Raw genomic sequence first — 17964 nt, 5'->3', positions numbered from 1 at the left:
TGATCGGTCCCAAATGAACAATTACAAAATATAATTCTATTTTTATGAGGATACTATACTAATTAATCCTTTTTTTAATGAAGTTCACAAATAAAATCACCTATTTTTTTATACTATTTGCAGTCTCTTTAATTCTATTTTCCTGCATAAAAGAAACTAAAAATGATGTTATCACCATTGATGCTTCTGGAAAATTAGCAGTAGATTCCTCTAAAAAATACAAAGAACCTTTTAGACCGCAATTTCATTTTTCTCCGGAAAAAAAATGGATGAATGATCCTAACGGAATGGTTTTCTATAAAGGGATTTATCATTTATTTTACCAATATTACCCAGATGATATCGTTTGGGGACCAATGCATTGGGGACACGCCACAAGTACAGATTTAATCCATTGGACACACCAAAAAATCGCTTTGTTTCCTGACAAATTAGGAATGATATTTTCAGGAAGTGCCGTTGTAGATTTAAAAAATACTACTGGTTTGGGAACAAAAGAAAATCCACCAATGATTGCCATTTTTACCTATCACGACATGGCAGGCGAAAAAGCGGGCAAAAGAAATTATCAAACGCAAGGATTGGCATATAGCTTAGACGAAGGCGAAACTTGGCTCAAATACAATGGAAATCCAATCATAGGAAATGTTGATCAGAAAGATTTTAGAGATCCTAAAATGTTCTGGAATACCGATACTAATCTTTGGAATATGGTATTAGTAGCAGGAGATCATGCACAATTTTATACTTCCAAAAATTTAATTAATTGGAAATTTGAAAGTGAATTTGGTAAAAATATAGGAGCTCATGGCGGTGTTTGGGAATGTCCTGATCTTTTCAAATTAAAAATTGCCGGTTCCAATGAAGAAAAATGGGTTCTACTCATTAGCATCAATCCCGGTGCACCACTTGGTGGTTCAGGAACACAATATTTCATTGGTGATTTTGATGGAAAAAGTTTTAAAACCACCCAAAAAAACATCAAATGGATTGACAATGGTACTGATAACTATGCCGGAGTCACGTACAATAATACGCCAGAAAACAAACGGATATTCATAGGCTGGATGAGCAATTGGCTGTATGCCAGAAATACGCCTACCAAAAACTGGAGAAGCGCCATGACGTTGCCAAGAGAACTTTCGCTTGCAAAAATCAATGGCGATTATGTCCTAAAAAACGTTCCTGTGGAACAATTCAAAAAACAAGAGACCATAGCCTTTTCTAAAGATGAAATTATCCTAAAAGCGAATCAAAAAACTACATTTAATTACCAATATTTAAATCAATCAGCAGTACAATTTAATGCTAAAAATAAAAATTTAAAATTGGTTTTTTCCAATGATGTAAAGGATTCTTTGGTCATGAATTACGATGCGAAACGAAAGACTTTTTCTGTTGACAGAAGACATTCCGGCGTAGTCAATTTTGAAAAAAGTTTTGGAGAAGAAATACACAACACCAAAATTCCAAATATAATTTCTGAGGCTATTGATTATCAAATCATAGTAGATTGGTCCTCAATAGAAATTTTCCTCAACGGTGGCGTTTACAGTTTCACAGAACAAATTTTCCCTAACAAACCATATACCAAACTAACCATTCAATCCGATGAAAATCAAGAAATTAAAAATTTTAGTATTGCTGAAATAAAAGGAATCTGGTAATAAAATTCATTTATAATAACCAAAACCACTAACTAAAAAAAACAGAATAATGAATAACAAAAAAATACTCTATTGGTCCATTATCGTTGCCTTTGCAGGATTTCTATTTGGATTTGACACCGTCGTAATTTCAGGAGCAGATAAACAATTGCAACAACTATGGGGTTCTTCTGATTTGTTTCATGGATTAGTAGTGATGTCATCCGCATTATGGGGAACGGTTATTGGCGCTATTTTTGGTGCGTTTCCAACGAATATTTTAGGTCGGAAAAAGACTCTAATAATTATAGGATTACTGTTTTTGGTTTCTTCCATTGGAACTGCATTCGCAAATGATCCCATTTTCTTTTCCGTTTTTAGATTTCTTGGCGGAATTGGTATTGGCGCTTCAACCATTGCTGCTCCAACCTATGTTTCTGAAATTGCTCCTGCAAAAGACCGTGGAAAACTGGTTGCTTTGTACCAATTCAATATTGTTTTTGGAATTTTAATCGCCTTTACATCCAACTACTATTTGCAAGATATAGGAGAAAATGCCTGGCGATGGATGTTAGGAATACAAGCGTTTCCATCTTTCATTTACACACTTCTGGTATTTGGAATCCCGGAAAGTCCGCGTTGGATTTTAGAATACAAAAAAGACAGACAAAAAGCAGTCGCTATTTTGAAACAAATCAATAGTGACGCAGCAGTAGAAGCGGAAATTGCTGCTATAGAAAAAGAAACTGTTCAGGAGGGGAAAAACGAATCTATTTTCATGGCTAAATATAGAAAACCATTGCTCTTAGCGTTTTTTATTGCCTTTTTCAATCAGCTTTCCGGAATTAATGCTTTTTTATATTATGCGCCTCGAATTTTTGAATTGGCAGGATTAGAAAAATCTGCCTCTTTTTTGAGTAGTAACGGAATTGGGATAATCAATTTAATATTTACCATGATTGGAATCTCGCTAATAGATAAATATGGTCGAAAAACGCTCATGTATTTGGGTTCGGTAGGATACATTATTTCTCTAGGATTAGTGACAACCGCATTTTATTTTGAATGGAAAGGAATGGCTGTTCCGTTATTTTTCTTTTTGTTTATAGCCTCACACGCCATAGGTCAAGGAGCCGTCATTTGGGTATTTATCTCTGAATTGTTCCCGAATAAACTTCGAGCTGCCGGAACCTCTTTTGGCACTTCTGTACATTGGATTTTAGCAGCATTAATCCCATCATTCATTCCGTTTTTGTTTAAAGAGATTGGAACAACAACCGTTTTTGCCGTCTTCTGCATAATGATGGTTTTCCAATTGCTTTGGGTATTTACAAAAATGCCGGAAACCAAAGGGAGAACATTAGAAGAACTATCTGAAAGTTTGTCAAAAAAAGAATAATTATGACCAAAAAAATAATCTGTTTCGGGGAAGTTTTATTTGACGTTTTCCCAACGCACCAAAAAATCGGAGGAGCGCCATTGAACGTGGCGCTGCGTTTAGCATCACTTGGCATTGATGCTCAAATAATAAGCCGAGTAGGAAATGATGAAATTGGAAAAGAACTCCTTGCCTTTGTTAAAAAAAATGGAGTTGTTACCGATACGATTCAAGTAGATAAAAACGCTTCTACCGGACAAGTTATTGTTCAATTAAATGAGAAAGGAGCTGCTTCATACACAATCAATTATCCGGTTGCTTGGGACAAAATTATATGTATTCCGGAAGACGAAATAATGGTCAAGAAAGCAGATGCACTAGTTTTTGGGAGTCTTGCATGTAGAGATTCTGTTTCGCACGATTCCCTATTAGAAATAATTAACTATGCAAAATATGCCGTTTTCGATGTTAATTTACGTGCTCCTTTTTACACTAAGGAACTACTGATTAATTTGATGATGCAGTCAGATTTTATAAAATTTAATGATGAGGAATTGTATGAAATAAGTGCTTTTATGAATTCACCATACCATTCATTAGAGCAAAATATTCTTTTTATTGCTACACAAACGAATACAAAACACATTTGCGTTACAAAAGGAAATCATGGTGCGGTGTTGTATTACAATGAAAAAATGTACTACAATAGTGGCTATAAAATAGATGTTGTAGATACCGTGGGTTCCGGAGATTCTTTTTTAGCCGGATTGCTTTCTAAACTATTAAAGGATGCCGATCCCCAAGAAGCAATTGATTTCGCTTGTGCAATAGGAGCCATTGTAGCCAAAAATGAAGGAGCCAATCCCAAAATTTCAAATAAAGAAATTAGTGCCTTTATGAATCCATGCTAGTTTAGCAAAACTGATTTTTAACAATTACAACAACCCAAAAAAAACCCATGCATCTGTAAATCAATCATAAAAAGATTGATTTGCAGAAATTTTTTGGGATAACAAAAAAGTTATTGAACTTTTTTTTAGGGTTTTAAACAAAAGTATTGAACTTTGAAAAATCCCATTATCAACGAAATAGCCACTCAATTACGGATTTCTAAAACCCACGTTTCAGAGTCATTGAAGGAATGCCGAAATCTATTAAAGAAAACAATTCCCTTCTGGTTTTAAGTACATTAAGATCGGAACACCTATAAATGAAAGAACGTCAACCTAGGATGTTCCCGCCTTTACTAAAAATGGCAGATCCAATTAGTTTATGTAACGAATGTGTAATAATTTGTTTTATTATTAAAAAATTACAGAAATAAGATAAAAATCAATACCTTGGTAAGGAATATTTGAACTTATAGTCTTTTTTATACCTATGTCAAAGACTGAAAAAGGACGCACAGCAAAGTTACTATAAACACCTTTTCTTAAAATTAAATACGTAGAAATTCGATTCATGAAAGACATTACTCTTAAGGAAATTGCAACAAAACTGGGAATTTCAATAACGACTGTTTCAAAAGCGCTTAAAAATTACCCTGATGTTAGTGAAAAAACTAAAAAAGCAGTAATTGAACTTGCCCAGCAATTACACTACACTCCTAATAGTTTTGCTGTAAATTTAAGAACAAAAGAATCAAAAACCATTGGTCTAATTATTCCTGAAGTTGTACATCATTTCTTTTCGAATGTGGTCAATGCTATCATCAACGAAGCTGAAAAAAACGGCTATTTAGTAATCATTTTACAATCAAATGAGACACTGGCTTTAGAAAAAAAACAAGTAGAACTGCTTATAAACAAAAGAGTTGACGGAATCATCATGTCCTTATCAAATGAGTCCAATAATGATGATCATATAAAAGAAATAATGAATAGAAATATTCCTTTTGTTATGTTTGACAAAATAGCAAAGCTTTCTAAATGCTCGAAAGTAATAATTGATGACCAAAAAGCAGCCTTTAATGCAGTACAACACTTAATCGACACTGGTTGTAGAAAAATAGCACACATTAGAGGGCCATTGAATCCACAAAATTCAATAGATCGGTATATTGGATATAAAAAAGCATTAGAGAAAAATAACATTCCTTTTGACACAAAATTAGTTTTTGCATGTGAAAATGTGACTTTTGAAGAAGGAAGATATTTTGCTAAACAGATTATTCAAGAGCATGCTGATATAGACGGCATTTTTGCTATAACAGATCTGGTAGCAGTGGGAGTATTAGACTATTTTAATGAAAACAAAATCAATGTCCCGGAACAAGTAGCGGTAATTGGTTTTAGCAATTGGTTTATATCGCAAGTACTGACTCCAAAACTTAGTACTGTAGATCAGCCAAGCCATGAAATGGGAATTGAATCTTTTAACTTATTGTTAGAAGAAATGAATTGTCATAAAGAAGGAATTCCTTTTACTCCAAGAACTGTTGAATTAGAAACAAGCATTATTGTTAGAGAATCTTCTACAAAATTCAAATAAATTAAGTTTCAAAATTTCGTTACTGTAAAAAATCAATATTCCTTTTTAATCCTTGAAACTTGGCTCTTTTAATTGGTGAGTTTTTAAAAACAGCTTTAAAAGTTTCTTCAGTAATTTCTATCCAATCTTTTTTGGACAAGGACAGTAATTCTGGATTTGGGTTAAATAAAGGTTCATTATGTGCTTTTGAAAACTTGTTCCAAGGACAAACATCCTGACACACATCGCATCCAAAAGCCCATTCATCAAATTTACCTTTCATCTCCTGAGGGATATTTTCTTTTAATTCAATTGTAAAATAGGAAATGCATTTGCTGCCATCTACTACATAAGGCGCAACTATTGCCGCTGTAGGGCACGCATCTATACAAGCTGTACACGTACCACAATGATCGGTTGTAGGATTGTCATAGTCTAAATCTAAATCGATAATGAGTTCCGCGATAAAGTAAAAAGAACCTACTTTTTGTGTCAATAAATTACTGTTTTTGCCTATCCAACCCAAACCACTTTTGGCAGCCCAAGCTTTGTCAAGGACTGGAGCAGAATCTACAAAGGCCCGACCAGAAACATCTCCGATTGTAGATTGAATAGAAAATAAAAATTCTTTGAGTTTTTCCTTGATCACAAAATGATAATCCTGACCGTACGCATATTTTGAAATCTTATAAGAATCTGTATTTTGCAGGTCTTCTGGATAATAATTTAACAACAGTGAAACTACACTTTTAGCATCCTCAACGAGTAAAGTTGGATTTAAACGCTTGTCAAAATGGTTTTCCATATAGGACATTTGGCCATTTCTATTGTTCTCCAACCAGTTTTCTAACCGCGGTGCTTCTTGTTCCAAGAAACCAGCTCTAGCTATTCCACAGGATAAAAATCCGAGACGTTTCGCTTCAGATTTGATAAATTGTGTGTATGTCGCTTTTGTATTAATAGTTAAAAAATAGAAGTTAATAAACGGGATTCCAAGCCCTGATACCATCGGCGCTTCCCGATTAACAAAAACTACGGCTGAAAAAGCCTTGTTTTTCTATATCGGAAATACAGCGGAAAGCGGGAAACAGCTCCTAAAAATCAGAATAAACCGCCTTGATTGTTTGTTTTTAATTTCCCTAAATGTTGATATGCTTTATCGGTAACTTCTCTACCTCTTGGCGTACGCATAATAAAACCTTCCTGAATCAAAAATGGTTCATAGACTTCCTCGATTGTTTCACTGCTTTCAGATACGGCTGTCGCCAAAGTAGATAAACCTACAGGTCCGCCTTTGAATTTATCGATGATTGTATTTAGTATTTTATTATCCATCTCGTCCAGGCCATGAGCATCTACATTAAGTGCTTTTAAGGCGTAACGGGCAATTTCTATATCGATAGTGCCATTCCCTTTTATCTGGGCAAAATCACGCACACGCCGTAACAATGCGTTCGCGATGCGAGGAGTTCCACGACTACGACCAGCTATTTCTATAGCTGCCTCCATGGATATAGGCATTTTAAATATAGTAGCACTTCTTTCTACGATTGTGGTGAGTAACTCAGTGGTATAATATTGTAAGCGGGAAGAAATTCCAAAACGCGCTCTCATAGGAGCGGTTAATAAACCGGAACGCGTGGTGGCTCCAATTAAGGTAAATGGGTTTAGATTGATTTGGACGGTTCTTGCATTAGGTCCTGATTCAATCATGATATCAATCTTAAAATCCTCCATAGCAGAATACAAATATTCTTCTACTATTGGACTCAAACGATGAATTTCATCAATAAATAAAACGTCTCTTTCTTCTAGATTAGTCAGTAAACCGGCTAAATCTCCAGGTTTGTCTAAAACCGGACCGGAAGTAATTTTGATTCCCACTTGCAATTCATTGGCAAGAATATTGGCTAATGTTGTTTTTCCTAAGCCAGGTGGACCATGAAACAGCGTGTGATCAAGTGCTTCATTTCGTTGATTTGCAGCCTGAACAAAAACTTTCAGATTTTCTAATATTTGGTCTTGTCCTGCAAAATCATCAAAAGAAAGTGGTCTCAATTTTTTTTCAAGATCTAGCTCTTCTGAATTGTAACCATTTGCTGTTGGGTCTAAATTTTCATTCATATAACAAAGATAGCAAAGCAATATTGAATTATAAATTTAAATTTAAAATGCTATAAATAAAAAAGCAATACTATCAAGCAATCTATTTCAGTATGTTATTTTTTTATTCATTCAAACAAAATCCAGACACCACAATGGTTGTAGAATGCACTGCATTAACAATTGAACCCTTCTATAAATACAGTGATTACACACTTACAAAAGGGATGAAAATTGAGTAATGTCCTAAAAAAAGCCTCTACTTTCGCGAGGCTTTTTTTATATTTTAGTGATGTAAAACTTCTTCACCTTCTTTCATTGGAACATTTTGAGGTACAAAATCTACATCATGAGCTGGATTACTGTAGTCATAAGGCCAACGATGAACCTCAGGAATTTCTCCTGGCCAGTTCCCATGAATATGTTCCACAGGTGCAGTCCACTCTAATGTATTTGATTTCCAAGGATTCATTACTGATTTTTTACCGTAGAAGATACTACTGAAAAAATTGTACAAGAAAACCAATTGAAAGGCACCACCAATTAAAGCAAATATTGTGATCAAAACGTTAACATTTTGTAAATCATCAAATAACGGAAAGTTGGTGTTAGTATAGTAACGTCTTGGCAGACCCGCTAGTCCAATAAAGTGCATCGGAAAGAAAACTCCATAGGCACAAATTGCAGTTACCCAAAAGTGTACATATCCAAGATTCTTGTTTAACATTCTTCCAAATAATCTTGGAAACCAGTGATAAATACCTGCAAACATTCCATAAAGTGCAGAAATTCCCATTACCAAGTGAAAGTGAGCTACAACAAAATAAGTATCGTGTACATTAATATCAAGTGTACTATCCCCAAGAATAATCCCTGTTAAACCACCTGTAATAAATGTAGAAACCAATCCAATAGAAAACAGCATAGCCGGATTCAATTGTAAATTTCCTTTCCACAATGTTGTAATATAATTAAACGCTTTTACCGCTGAAGGTATCGCAATTAACAATGTTGTAAATGTAAATACAGATCCTAAAAACGGATTCATACCGGAGACAAACATATGATGCCCCCACACTATCGTCGATAAGAATGCAATTGCAATAATTGACATAATCATTGCTCTGTAACCAAAAATTGGTTTACGAGAATTTGTAGCAATCACTTCAGAAGTAATACCCAAAGCAGGTAATAAAACTATATAAACTTCAGGGTGACCTAAAAACCAGAATAAATGCTCAAACAATACTGGAGAACCTCCTTGATAATGCAACACTTCCCCTGCAATATAAATATCAGATAAGAAAAATGAAGTACCAAAGCTTCTATCAAAAATCAATAATAAAGCAGCTGATAAAAGAACAGGAAAAGATACTATACCAATAATAGCAGTCACAAAGAAAGCCCATATAGTAAGTGGTAATCGAGTCATAGACATTCCCTTAGTTCTTAAGTTAATTACCGTAACAACATAGTTCAAAGATCCCATTAAAGAAGATGCAATAAAAATAGCCATTGAAATTAACCATAATGTCATACCCATACCTGAACCAGGAATAGCTTGTGGTAAAGCACTTAAGGGAGGATATATCGTCCATCCTGAAGAAGCAGGACCAGCCTCAACAAAAAGGGAACCAATCATGATTACACTAGATAAGAAAAACAACCAATACGAAATCATATTCATAAAACCGGATGCCATATCTCGCGCTCCAATTTGAAGTGGAATCAATAAGTTACTAAAAGTACCACTCAGGGCAGCCGTTAAAACAAAGAAAACCATTATTGTTCCATGAATAGTAACCAATGCTAAGTAAATATCATTAGCCATGACTCCATTAGGAGCAAATTTATCCCCTAGTAAAATATTAAATATTCGGAAAGATTCTTCCGGCCATGCTAATTGCATTCTAAAAAGCATAGACATCCCAACACCAATAATCCCCATAATGATACCCGTAATTAGGTATTGTTTGGCAATCATCTTATGATCAATACTAAAAATATATTTAGTAATAAAAGTGTCTTTATGGTGATGTTCGTGTTCGTGATCTATTGCGTGATCGTGACCTTCTGCTGACATATATGTTTACTTTAAATTTTTTTTATAATATTATTTCATTGCCGTTACAGCAGCAGCAGTATCAGTACTTGCTCCAGTATCTACAGGAGCTGGCGTAGCTAAAGCTGCTTTAACTTCATTAACGATAGTAGCCTTCTCTTTCAACCAAGCTTTATAGTCTTCAGGAGTATCTACAATGATCTTCATTTGCATGTTGTAATGAGATGTACCACAAATTTTATTACAAAGTAACAGATAATCAAAAGTATAAGAATCTAAAGCTGCCTCTCCTTTTGCCACCAAACCAACACTTTTCTTAGCCCTTAAAGCATTAATATTTGCAACTTTTTCAACCATATAAGGCAATTCTCTGTATTCTACAGTGGTATAAACAGGCTCAAAAGCGAACTCAGTTACCATACCAGGAACACAATTCATTTGCGCTCTAAAGTGAGGCATGTAAGCAGAATGTAAAACGTCTTGAGAACGCATTTTGAAATGAATTTTCTTCCCTTTTGGAATATGCAATTCTGTTACCAATATATCATCTTGAGAATATGGATCCGATAAATCAACTCCTACAGCATTTGCACCTTCGATAAACCTTACATTTGCTTTTCCAAGTACGTTATCCTCTCCTGAATATCTGGCTTTCCAGTTAAACTGTTGCGCATATAATTCGATTACGATTGTATCTTCATCTTCATCAACAAACATAATATTATTCCAAGCATACAATCCATAAAGTATTAATCCTGCCAAAACTACTGCAGGAATAACGCTCCAAATAGCTTCTAATTTATTATTATCGGCAAAATAAAGTGCCTTTTGATCTTTTTTTCCTCTGTATTTGAAAGCAAAATAATGCAATAAAACCTGAGTAATAGCTTGCACAATAAAGATAAGAATCCAAGTTATGTTCATCAAATAATCCACTTGTTCACCATGAGCAGAAGCAGATGTATGAAGGACTAAAGGTCCCCAAGCAAACAAACCATATATTGAAAAAATATAAATAAAGGCCAAAAAACCAAACATTAAATAACCTTGAACGTTATTGTCATTATCTGTAGCTACTTCAGAGCTATCGGAATTGGATCCAACTTGCGTCAGATCGAATATTTTAGTCAATTGCCACAAAGCAACAGCTAATAAAGCTAAAACTATAATTACCAACAAACTTGTCATCTGTTTTTTTCTTTAAATATTAATAATGGAAATGTTTACTTTCTTCAATAAATGGATTTCTTTTTGGCAACAAAGGAACTTTTGTCAATGCTGTAAAAACAACATATATAAATAATCCAAGGAAGAAAAGAACAGAAGCTATCTCTGAAACCCCAATGAACCATCTGTCTCCAACAGTTCCTGGCATAATCATGTTGAAAAAGTCTATATAATGTCCAACCAAAATAACGGCACCTGCCATGACTAAAACCCATGTAATTCTTTTAAAATCAGTATTAACTAAGATCAACAAAGGAAATACAAAATTCATAACCACAGCACCAAAGAACGGAATATTATATAATTCGATTCTAGTTATATAATAAGTTACCTCTTCCGGAATATTAGCATACCAAATAAGCATATATTGTGAAAACCATAAATAAGTCCAAAATATACTAAAACCGAACATGAATTTTGCTAAATCATGAATATGACTCGTATTAACGTGCTCTAAAAAACCTCTAGATTTCAAATACAAAGTAACTAATGCTATCGTGGTGATTCCACTAACAAAGAAACTTGAAAAAACATACCACCCAAATAAAGTACTAAACCAATGTGGATCGATAGACATAATCCAGTCCCAGGACATTATCGATTCTGTAACAATAAAGAAAACTAAGAAGACAGCCGATAATTTAAAGTTTTTCTTGTAAAATAAATCATCACTAGCATCATCTTGCGCTAAACAATATTTTCTAGAAAAATAGTGATACAAATTCCAACCAGTCAAAAATATAGCTGCCCTAATAATCCAAAAAGGAAAATTTAAATACCCCGCTTTATTCGCAATTAATTTATCCGTAGCAACAACTTCAGGATCTAACCATATAAAAAGATGATTAAGATGAAGACCACATAACAATAATACTATAAAAAAGACAACAGACCCTACTGGTAAATAAGACGTTATACCCAGCATAACTCTAAACAAAACAGGAGACCAACCAGCCTGAGCTACTTGTTGAATAGCATAAAAAGCTAAAACACCCAAAGACACCAACATAAAGAATATACAGGCAACATAAAAAGCAGCCCATGGCTTATTTTGCAACTGATGCAAAACATGATTCAAATGTTCCGCATGTTCCGCATGTTTCACTTCTTCACTAATTTCATGTTCACCCTTTTTTACAGCTACTTCGGTGTGTAACGAATTCTCATGAACTTCATTAATAACTTCTGAAGTGCTGTCCGTAGGCGATACTATTGCATTGCCCTCTTTTGTACTTTGAGCTTCCTCGTGCCCGTTAGAAACAACATGCTCTTCAACAGGTTTTGAAGTTTCATGTTTAACTTCTCCATGACTACCATGGCTTTCAGCAGCAAGAAGAGTTTCAACTTCTTGAATATCCTTTGGTGCACTCCAAAAACCATATCCAATCCCTAATACGCCTATGGCCATTAAGAGGAAAGAAAAAGTTTTTAATTTACTTGAAAATGTATACATATCTATTACGATCAGTTTGTTCAACAATTATAATTCGCTTTTTAGTTTTAGAACATAGTCAGTAACCAACCAACGTTCATGGGCACTCAACTGGTTTGCATGCGAGCCCATAGAATTCAAACCATACGTTATTACATGATAAATACTTCCCTCAGTAATAACTCTATCTTTATAACTAGGAACACCCAGAAATTTTTCTCTTTCTACCAGTTTACCTTTACCGTTTCCAGAAGCACCGTGGCAACTGATACAATAAATTTCAAAAAGTTCTTTTGCCTTTTCAGGTTCTCTACTTAAGGAGTCTAAAGGAGATTTAAGATTCACTTTAGCTAACTCATATCCAGCCGTAGAGTTTTCGTATTCAAAAGGCTCAAACCCTCGGTTTATGGATCCTTGAGCAGGAAGTTGTCCTTCTTTACCATTTTTAAATGCATTTGATTCAGAATAAGTTTCATACCCTACTGACTCATACATATTTGGAAAATACTGATAGTTTGGTGCCGCATTATTATGGCAGGAGGAAACTAAAATAGTTATACCAAATAAAAGTGTTATTTTATATACGCTTTTCATATCTATAATTAATGCTTTTCTATTACTTTAACTTCTACAGCTCCCGTGCTTTGGAAAAAAGAAACTAATTCCTCTTCATTATTGTTTACAGCAACTTCCATTAAAAAATGGTCATCTGTGGTTCTTACATCAGGATTTTCCGCTTCTTTGAAAGGCCATAATTTACTTCTCATATAAAAAGTAATAACCATTAAGTGAGCAGAAAAGAACACTGTAAGTTCAAACATAATTGGAACAAAAGCTGGCATATTTTCAATATAACTGAAACTTGGCTTTCCACCAATATCCTGAGGCCAATCTTGAATCATTATATAATTCATCATGGCTGTTGCTACCGAAATACCTACGCAACCATACAGGAAAGCACAAATCGCTAATCTCGTTGGTGCAATTCCCATAGCTTTATCCAAACCGTGTACAGGGAATGGAGTAAAAACTTCTTCAATATGATGATGGGCTGCTCGGGTTTTTTTAACCGCATCCATCAAAATATCATCGTCATTATAAATGGCGTATATTACTTTATTACTCATGGTGTGAATCTTTATTTGCTTCTCTTTCTCTTTTGTAATTATCTCCGGTTCCTTTTAAAATTGTTTTCACCTCTGCCTGAGCTATCACAGGAAATGTTCTGGAATAGAGTAAAAACAGTACGAAGAAGAATCCTATAGTTCCAATAAAAATTCCAATATCAACAAATGTAGGAGAGAACATTGTCCATGAAGATGGCAAATAATCCCTGTGCAATGAAGTTACAATGATTACAAATCTTTCAAACCACATTCCAATATTCACTACAATTGAAATTATAAAGGAAAACATAATACTTGTTCTTAATTTTTTAAACCACATGAATTGTGGAGAAAAAACATTGCAAGTCATCATAGACCAATAAGCCCACCAGTACGGTCCAGTAGCTCTGTTTAAAAAGGCATATTGTTCATACTCTACACCGGAATACCATGCAACAAATAATTCCGTAATATAAGCAACACCTACAATTGAACCTGTAATCATGATTACGATATTCATCAATTCAATGTGTTGAACTGTGATATAAGCTTCTAAATTTGAAACTTTTCTCATAATAATCAGCAACGTATTTACCATTGCAAACCCTGAGAAAACTGCTCCAGCAACAAAGTAAGGCGGAAAAATTGTAGTATGCCAGCCAGGAATAACTGACGTGGCAAAATCCATTGATACAATTGTGTGCACCGAAAGCACAAGCGGAGTTGCTAAACCTGCAAGAACTAAAGAAACTTCTTCAAATCGTTGCCAGTCTTTTGCTCTACCGCTCCAACCAAAACTCAATATAGAATATACTCTTTTATTAAAAGGAGTTATTGCTCTGTCACGCAACATGGCAAAATCAGGTAATAAACCAGTCCACCAAAATACTAATGAAACAGAAAGATAGGTAGAAATTGCAAATACATCCCAAAGTAATGGTGAGTTAAAATTCACCCAAAGAGAACCAAATTGATTCGGAATTGGTAAAACCCAATAGGCTAACCATGGACGACCCATGTGAATAATTGGAAATAAACCTGCCTGGATAACAGAGAAAATTGTCATTGCTTCAGCAGAACGGTTAATAGCCATTCTCCAACGCTGACGGAAAAGCAATAATACTGCCGAAATTAAAGTTCCAGCATGACCAATACCAACCCACCAAACAAAGTTCGTGATATCCCAAGCCCATCCAACAGTTTTATTTAACCCCCATGTTCCAATACCTGTAGAAACAGTGTAAATTATACAGCCTAAACCCCAAAGGAAGGCTATTAATGCAATTGAAAATACAATCCACCAATGTTTATTTGCTTTACCTTCAACAGGTGCTGCTACATCTACAGTTACATCATGATAAGTTTTATCACCTATAACTAAGGGTTTTCTAATGGTTGCTTCGTAGTGAGACGACATAATCCTTTATATTGATTCTTAATTAATTCTTTTTTTGTACTAAGTATTTCTAACTTTAACGTGATAAATCACATTAGGTTTTGTTCCAACATGCTCCAACAAATGATACATCCTTTCGTCAGCAACTAAGGCAGCCACTTCCGCATCTTTATCATTTATATCTCCAAATTTCATTGCTCCATTAGAACAAGCATTTGAACATGCCGTTTGGAATTCACCATCAATGATTACTCTTCCTTCGTTTTTAGCTTTCAAAATAGTTGCTTGTGTCATTTGAATACACATTGAACATTTTTCCATAACTCCACGAGAGCGAACATTAACATCCGGATTCAATACCATACGTCCTAAATCATCATTCATATGATAATCAAATTCACTGTTTTTGTTGTATAAAAACCAGTTAAAACGACGTACTTTATACGGACAGTTGTTAGCACAATAACGCGTACCAACGCATCTGTTATAAGCCATATGATTTTGACCTTGACGCGAGTGTGAAGTTGCCGCTACTGGACAAACTGTTTCACAGGGCGCATGGTTACAATGTTGACACATTACAGGCTGAAAGGAAACTTGAGGATTATCACCTGCCTTTTCCATTTCATTAAATGTAGATAATGAACTTGATAAACCTGCTATATTTTCTTTTCTTTCGTTATCACCTTCAAAAGTACTTTCGGAAGAATAATACCTGTCAATACGCAACCAGTGCATATCACGACTTCTTCTAATTTCAGCTTTCCCTACTACAGGAACGTTATTTTCAGCATGACATGCTATCACACAAGCACCACAACCGGTACATGAATTTAAATCTATAGAAAGATTAAAATGATGCCCGACAGAACGATCAAATGAAGACCACAAATCTACCTTAATAGCCTCTACCTCCTTATGATCCAATGACACCATAGGTTGAGGATTCCAGATTTGAGCATCTTTTGTATTAAAAATTTCTAAAGATGTTTCTTTTATAATATCCCCTCTTCCCATCAATGTTTTCTGACCTTGAACACAAGCAAACTCATGTTCACCTTCAGCTTTTACCAAGGTTACTGATTGTACATTATTGAAACCTTTATATAAAGAATAGGCATTTAAACCCACCATCATTTCTTCCTTCAAAGCCGCTTTGCGACCGTACCCTAACGCCAAGCCAATAGTACCAACAGCCTGACCCGGTTGCACAATTACAGGAACATTTTCTAATTTAATTCCGTCTGCTGTGGTAATACTAGCATAACTTCCGTTTAACCCCCCATTAGCAACAATTTCATTCGAAAGATCATATTTCTTAGCATCAGCATTCGAAACCGTAAGATAATTATCCCAAGAAACTCTTGTAATTGGATCCGGAAATTCTTGTAACCAAGGGTTGTTTGCTTGTTGTCCATCCCCTAAACCAGTTTTGGTGTATAAAACAAGTTCTAGTCCTTCAGAAGCTTTTGATTGTGCCAAAGCAGTTGCAGCAGCACCATAATCAGCAGAACCTGCAGCTACAGTTGGTACAACACCCACATAAACACCATCATGCAACACTTTATTCCAAGAAGAACCTGCTATTATTGTCGAAGCATTCCCTTTAATATAATCGTAAAATGTACCAGTCATTCCATTTAAAGACAACAATACATCCTGAAATTGTTTGGTATTAAAAAGAGGACGGATCGTAGGCTGAGTAATCCCATAAGTTCCTTTGGTGAAACTTACATCATTCCATGATTCCAAATAATGAGGAACAGCTGCTGCAATTGTACTTACTAAAGCCGTTTCATCTTCTTTCAAAGAAAAAGATACTGATGTATTAACTTTCTTCATTGCTTCAACAAAAGAAGTGCTGTCTGGTAAAGTATAGACTGGATTAACACCACTCATAATCAACGTATGAACACTTCCTGCTTTCATATCATTAATTAATTGATTCACTTTTTCATTTGAACCTTTTCTGATTTGTCTTACACCAGAGGTAGTAAAAGCCTCACTGGCCAATGCTTGATTGACAGCCAAAACTACTAACTGAGCATTTTTATCTTGAATACCAGAAACTAAAACTCCTTTTGCACCAGCAGCTTTTAACTGCTGAGCCGCTTTAGTAACTTCAGCTTTAAATTTATCTTCTAAAGTTACGCCAACAGAAGAACCTGTTACCACATTATAAATATGAACTAACGCTTGCTTTTGATTAGCCGTAGACATTGGCAAACGTTTATCAGCTGCAGCACCCGAGAGTGTCATATTAGCTTCTAACTGAAAATGACGAGACATTTTTCCTGCTTTTGGCACTCTTCCTTGCGTATAACCCGAATCATAACCCCCGCCTTGCCAGTCTCCAAGAAAATCAGCTCCAACAGAAACGATAAGAGATGCTTTTGAAAAATCATAATTAACTAAAGCTCTTTCTCCATAAACAGTTTCAAAAGCATCTAATGCTTCCGAAGAAGAAACAGCATCGTAAACAACATGTTTCGCATTTGGATTTTTGGCAATAAATTCAGCAATAAGCTTTTCTGATGATGGACTCGCCAATGTATTAGTCAAAAGCACCACTTGCCCGCCTTTTGCAGCAGCAGCAACGATACTAGACTTTATTTTAGAATCAACAGCAGACCAAGCCGCATTTTTACCTTCTATCTTTGGCTCCTTCAAACGCATACTGTCGTATAACGAAAGAATAGAAGCATGAATTCTTGCATTAGCACTAAACGCAGCACCTTGAATAGTATTATTATCTATTTTAATAGGGCGCCCTTCGCGTGTTTTCACCAAAAGATTTGCAAAGTCAAAACCATCAAAAACTGACGTTGCATAATAATCGGCTACTCCGGGGATAATTTGTTCCGGCTGAAGCACGTAAGGAATAGACTTGTTAACCGGTCCTTCACAAGCCGCAAGCGTGGCTGCTGCTGTGCTAAAACCAACGTACTTTAAAAAATCACGACGTGATGTTGACGAAGATGACAAAGTACCATCATTTCCTAAAAATTCATCCGTAGGAATTTCTTCAACAAATTCGTTATTTCTAAGGGCCTCAACAACAGAACTATTTTGATCTAGCTCTTCAACACTTTTCCAGTATTTTTTGTTTGATGACATATATAAATATTAAAATCTTAATAATTTG

At 35.0% G+C, this 17964-nt stretch carries 13 protein-coding genes; 4 read left to right on the top strand and 9 right to left on the bottom strand.

Annotated elements, in window-relative coordinates; genetic code table 11:
* The first annotated feature begins 77 nt into the window (after nucleotides 1–77).
* The 4 genes from EKL96_RS03930 (at nucleotide 78) to EKL96_RS03915 (ending at nucleotide 5514) form a co-directional block, all read left to right on the top strand.
* Nucleotides 78–1667: a glycoside hydrolase family 32 protein gene (locus tag EKL96_RS03930; protein WP_126458440.1), complete on the top strand. Its 1590-nt coding sequence runs from the start codon at nucleotides 78–80 to the stop codon at nucleotides 1665–1667.
* Nucleotides 1668–1716: 49 nt separating this feature from the next.
* On the top strand, nucleotides 1717–3045 hold the full coding sequence (locus EKL96_RS03925; protein ID WP_126458437.1) for a sugar porter family MFS transporter: 1329 nt from the start codon (nucleotides 1717–1719) through the stop codon (nucleotides 3043–3045).
* Nucleotides 3046–3047: 2 nt separating this feature from the next.
* A complete protein-coding gene (locus tag EKL96_RS03920) occupies nucleotides 3048–3935 on the top strand; it encodes a carbohydrate kinase family protein (protein ID WP_126458434.1) in 888 nt (295 codons plus the stop codon).
* Nucleotides 3936–4485: 550 nt separating this feature from the next.
* The gene (locus EKL96_RS03915) at nucleotides 4486–5514 is read left to right on the top strand and encodes a LacI family DNA-binding transcriptional regulator (RefSeq protein ID WP_126458431.1); all 1029 of its coding nucleotides are present in this window, start codon (nucleotides 4486–4488) and stop codon (nucleotides 5512–5514) included.
* Between the two features lie 19 nt (nucleotides 5515–5533).
* On the opposite strand, the gene queG is transcribed toward EKL96_RS03915, so the two are convergent.
* The 9 genes from queG to EKL96_RS03870 all read right to left on the bottom strand — a co-directional run bounded on the left by queG (nucleotide 5534) and on the right by EKL96_RS03870 (nucleotide 17936).
* On the bottom strand, nucleotides 5534–6502 hold the full coding sequence (gene queG, locus EKL96_RS03910) for a tRNA epoxyqueuosine(34) reductase QueG (RefSeq protein WP_126458428.1): 969 nt from the start codon (nucleotides 6500–6502) through the stop codon (nucleotides 5534–5536).
* Nucleotides 6503–6594: 92 nt separating this feature from the next.
* On the bottom strand, nucleotides 6595–7617 hold the full coding sequence (gene ruvB, locus EKL96_RS03905; RefSeq protein WP_126454217.1) for a Holliday junction branch migration DNA helicase RuvB: 1023 nt from the start codon (nucleotides 7615–7617) through the stop codon (nucleotides 6595–6597).
* Nucleotides 7618–7882: 265 nt separating this feature from the next.
* Entirely contained in the window at nucleotides 7883–9679 is a 1797-nt protein-coding gene (locus tag EKL96_RS03900; protein WP_126458425.1) for a cbb3-type cytochrome c oxidase subunit I, read from the bottom strand.
* A gap of 30 nt (nucleotides 9680–9709) precedes the next feature.
* A complete protein-coding gene (locus tag EKL96_RS03895; protein ID WP_126458422.1) occupies nucleotides 9710–10846 on the bottom strand; it encodes a cytochrome c oxidase subunit II in 1137 nt (378 codons plus the stop codon).
* Between the two features lie 19 nt (nucleotides 10847–10865).
* On the bottom strand, nucleotides 10866–12338 hold the full coding sequence (locus EKL96_RS03890; protein ID WP_126458419.1) for a quinol:cytochrome C oxidoreductase: 1473 nt from the start codon (nucleotides 12336–12338) through the stop codon (nucleotides 10866–10868).
* A 27-nt stretch (nucleotides 12339–12365) separates the two neighbouring features.
* Complete coding sequence (locus EKL96_RS03885) at nucleotides 12366–12911, bottom strand: c-type cytochrome (protein ID WP_126458417.1); 546 nt, start codon at nucleotides 12909–12911, stop codon at nucleotides 12366–12368.
* Nucleotides 12912–12919: 8 nt separating this feature from the next.
* Nucleotides 12920–13444, bottom strand: a complete 525-nt coding sequence (locus EKL96_RS03880; protein ID WP_126458413.1) for a DUF3341 domain-containing protein — start codon at nucleotides 13442–13444, stop codon at nucleotides 12920–12922.
* Nucleotides 13437–14840: an NrfD/PsrC family molybdoenzyme membrane anchor subunit gene (gene nrfD / locus EKL96_RS03875; RefSeq protein WP_126458410.1), complete on the bottom strand. Its 1404-nt coding sequence runs from the start codon at nucleotides 14838–14840 to the stop codon at nucleotides 13437–13439. Before nrfD ends, EKL96_RS03880 begins: the two co-directional genes overlap by 8 nt.
* Nucleotides 14841–14879: 39 nt before the next feature.
* Nucleotides 14880–17936 carry a TAT-variant-translocated molybdopterin oxidoreductase gene (locus EKL96_RS03870; protein ID WP_126458408.1) on the bottom strand — a complete coding sequence of 1019 codons (3057 nt, stop codon included), beginning with the start codon at nucleotides 17934–17936 and terminating at the stop codon, nucleotides 14880–14882.
* Between the last annotated feature and the right edge of the window lie 28 nt (nucleotides 17937–17964).

Source organism: Flavobacterium sp. LS1R10, from assembly GCF_003968825.1.
Lineage (GTDB): Bacteria > Bacteroidota > Bacteroidia > Flavobacteriales > Flavobacteriaceae > Flavobacterium.
Note: the sequence above shows the minus strand (reverse complement) of the source record. Positions and strands in the feature narration are given on the sequence as shown.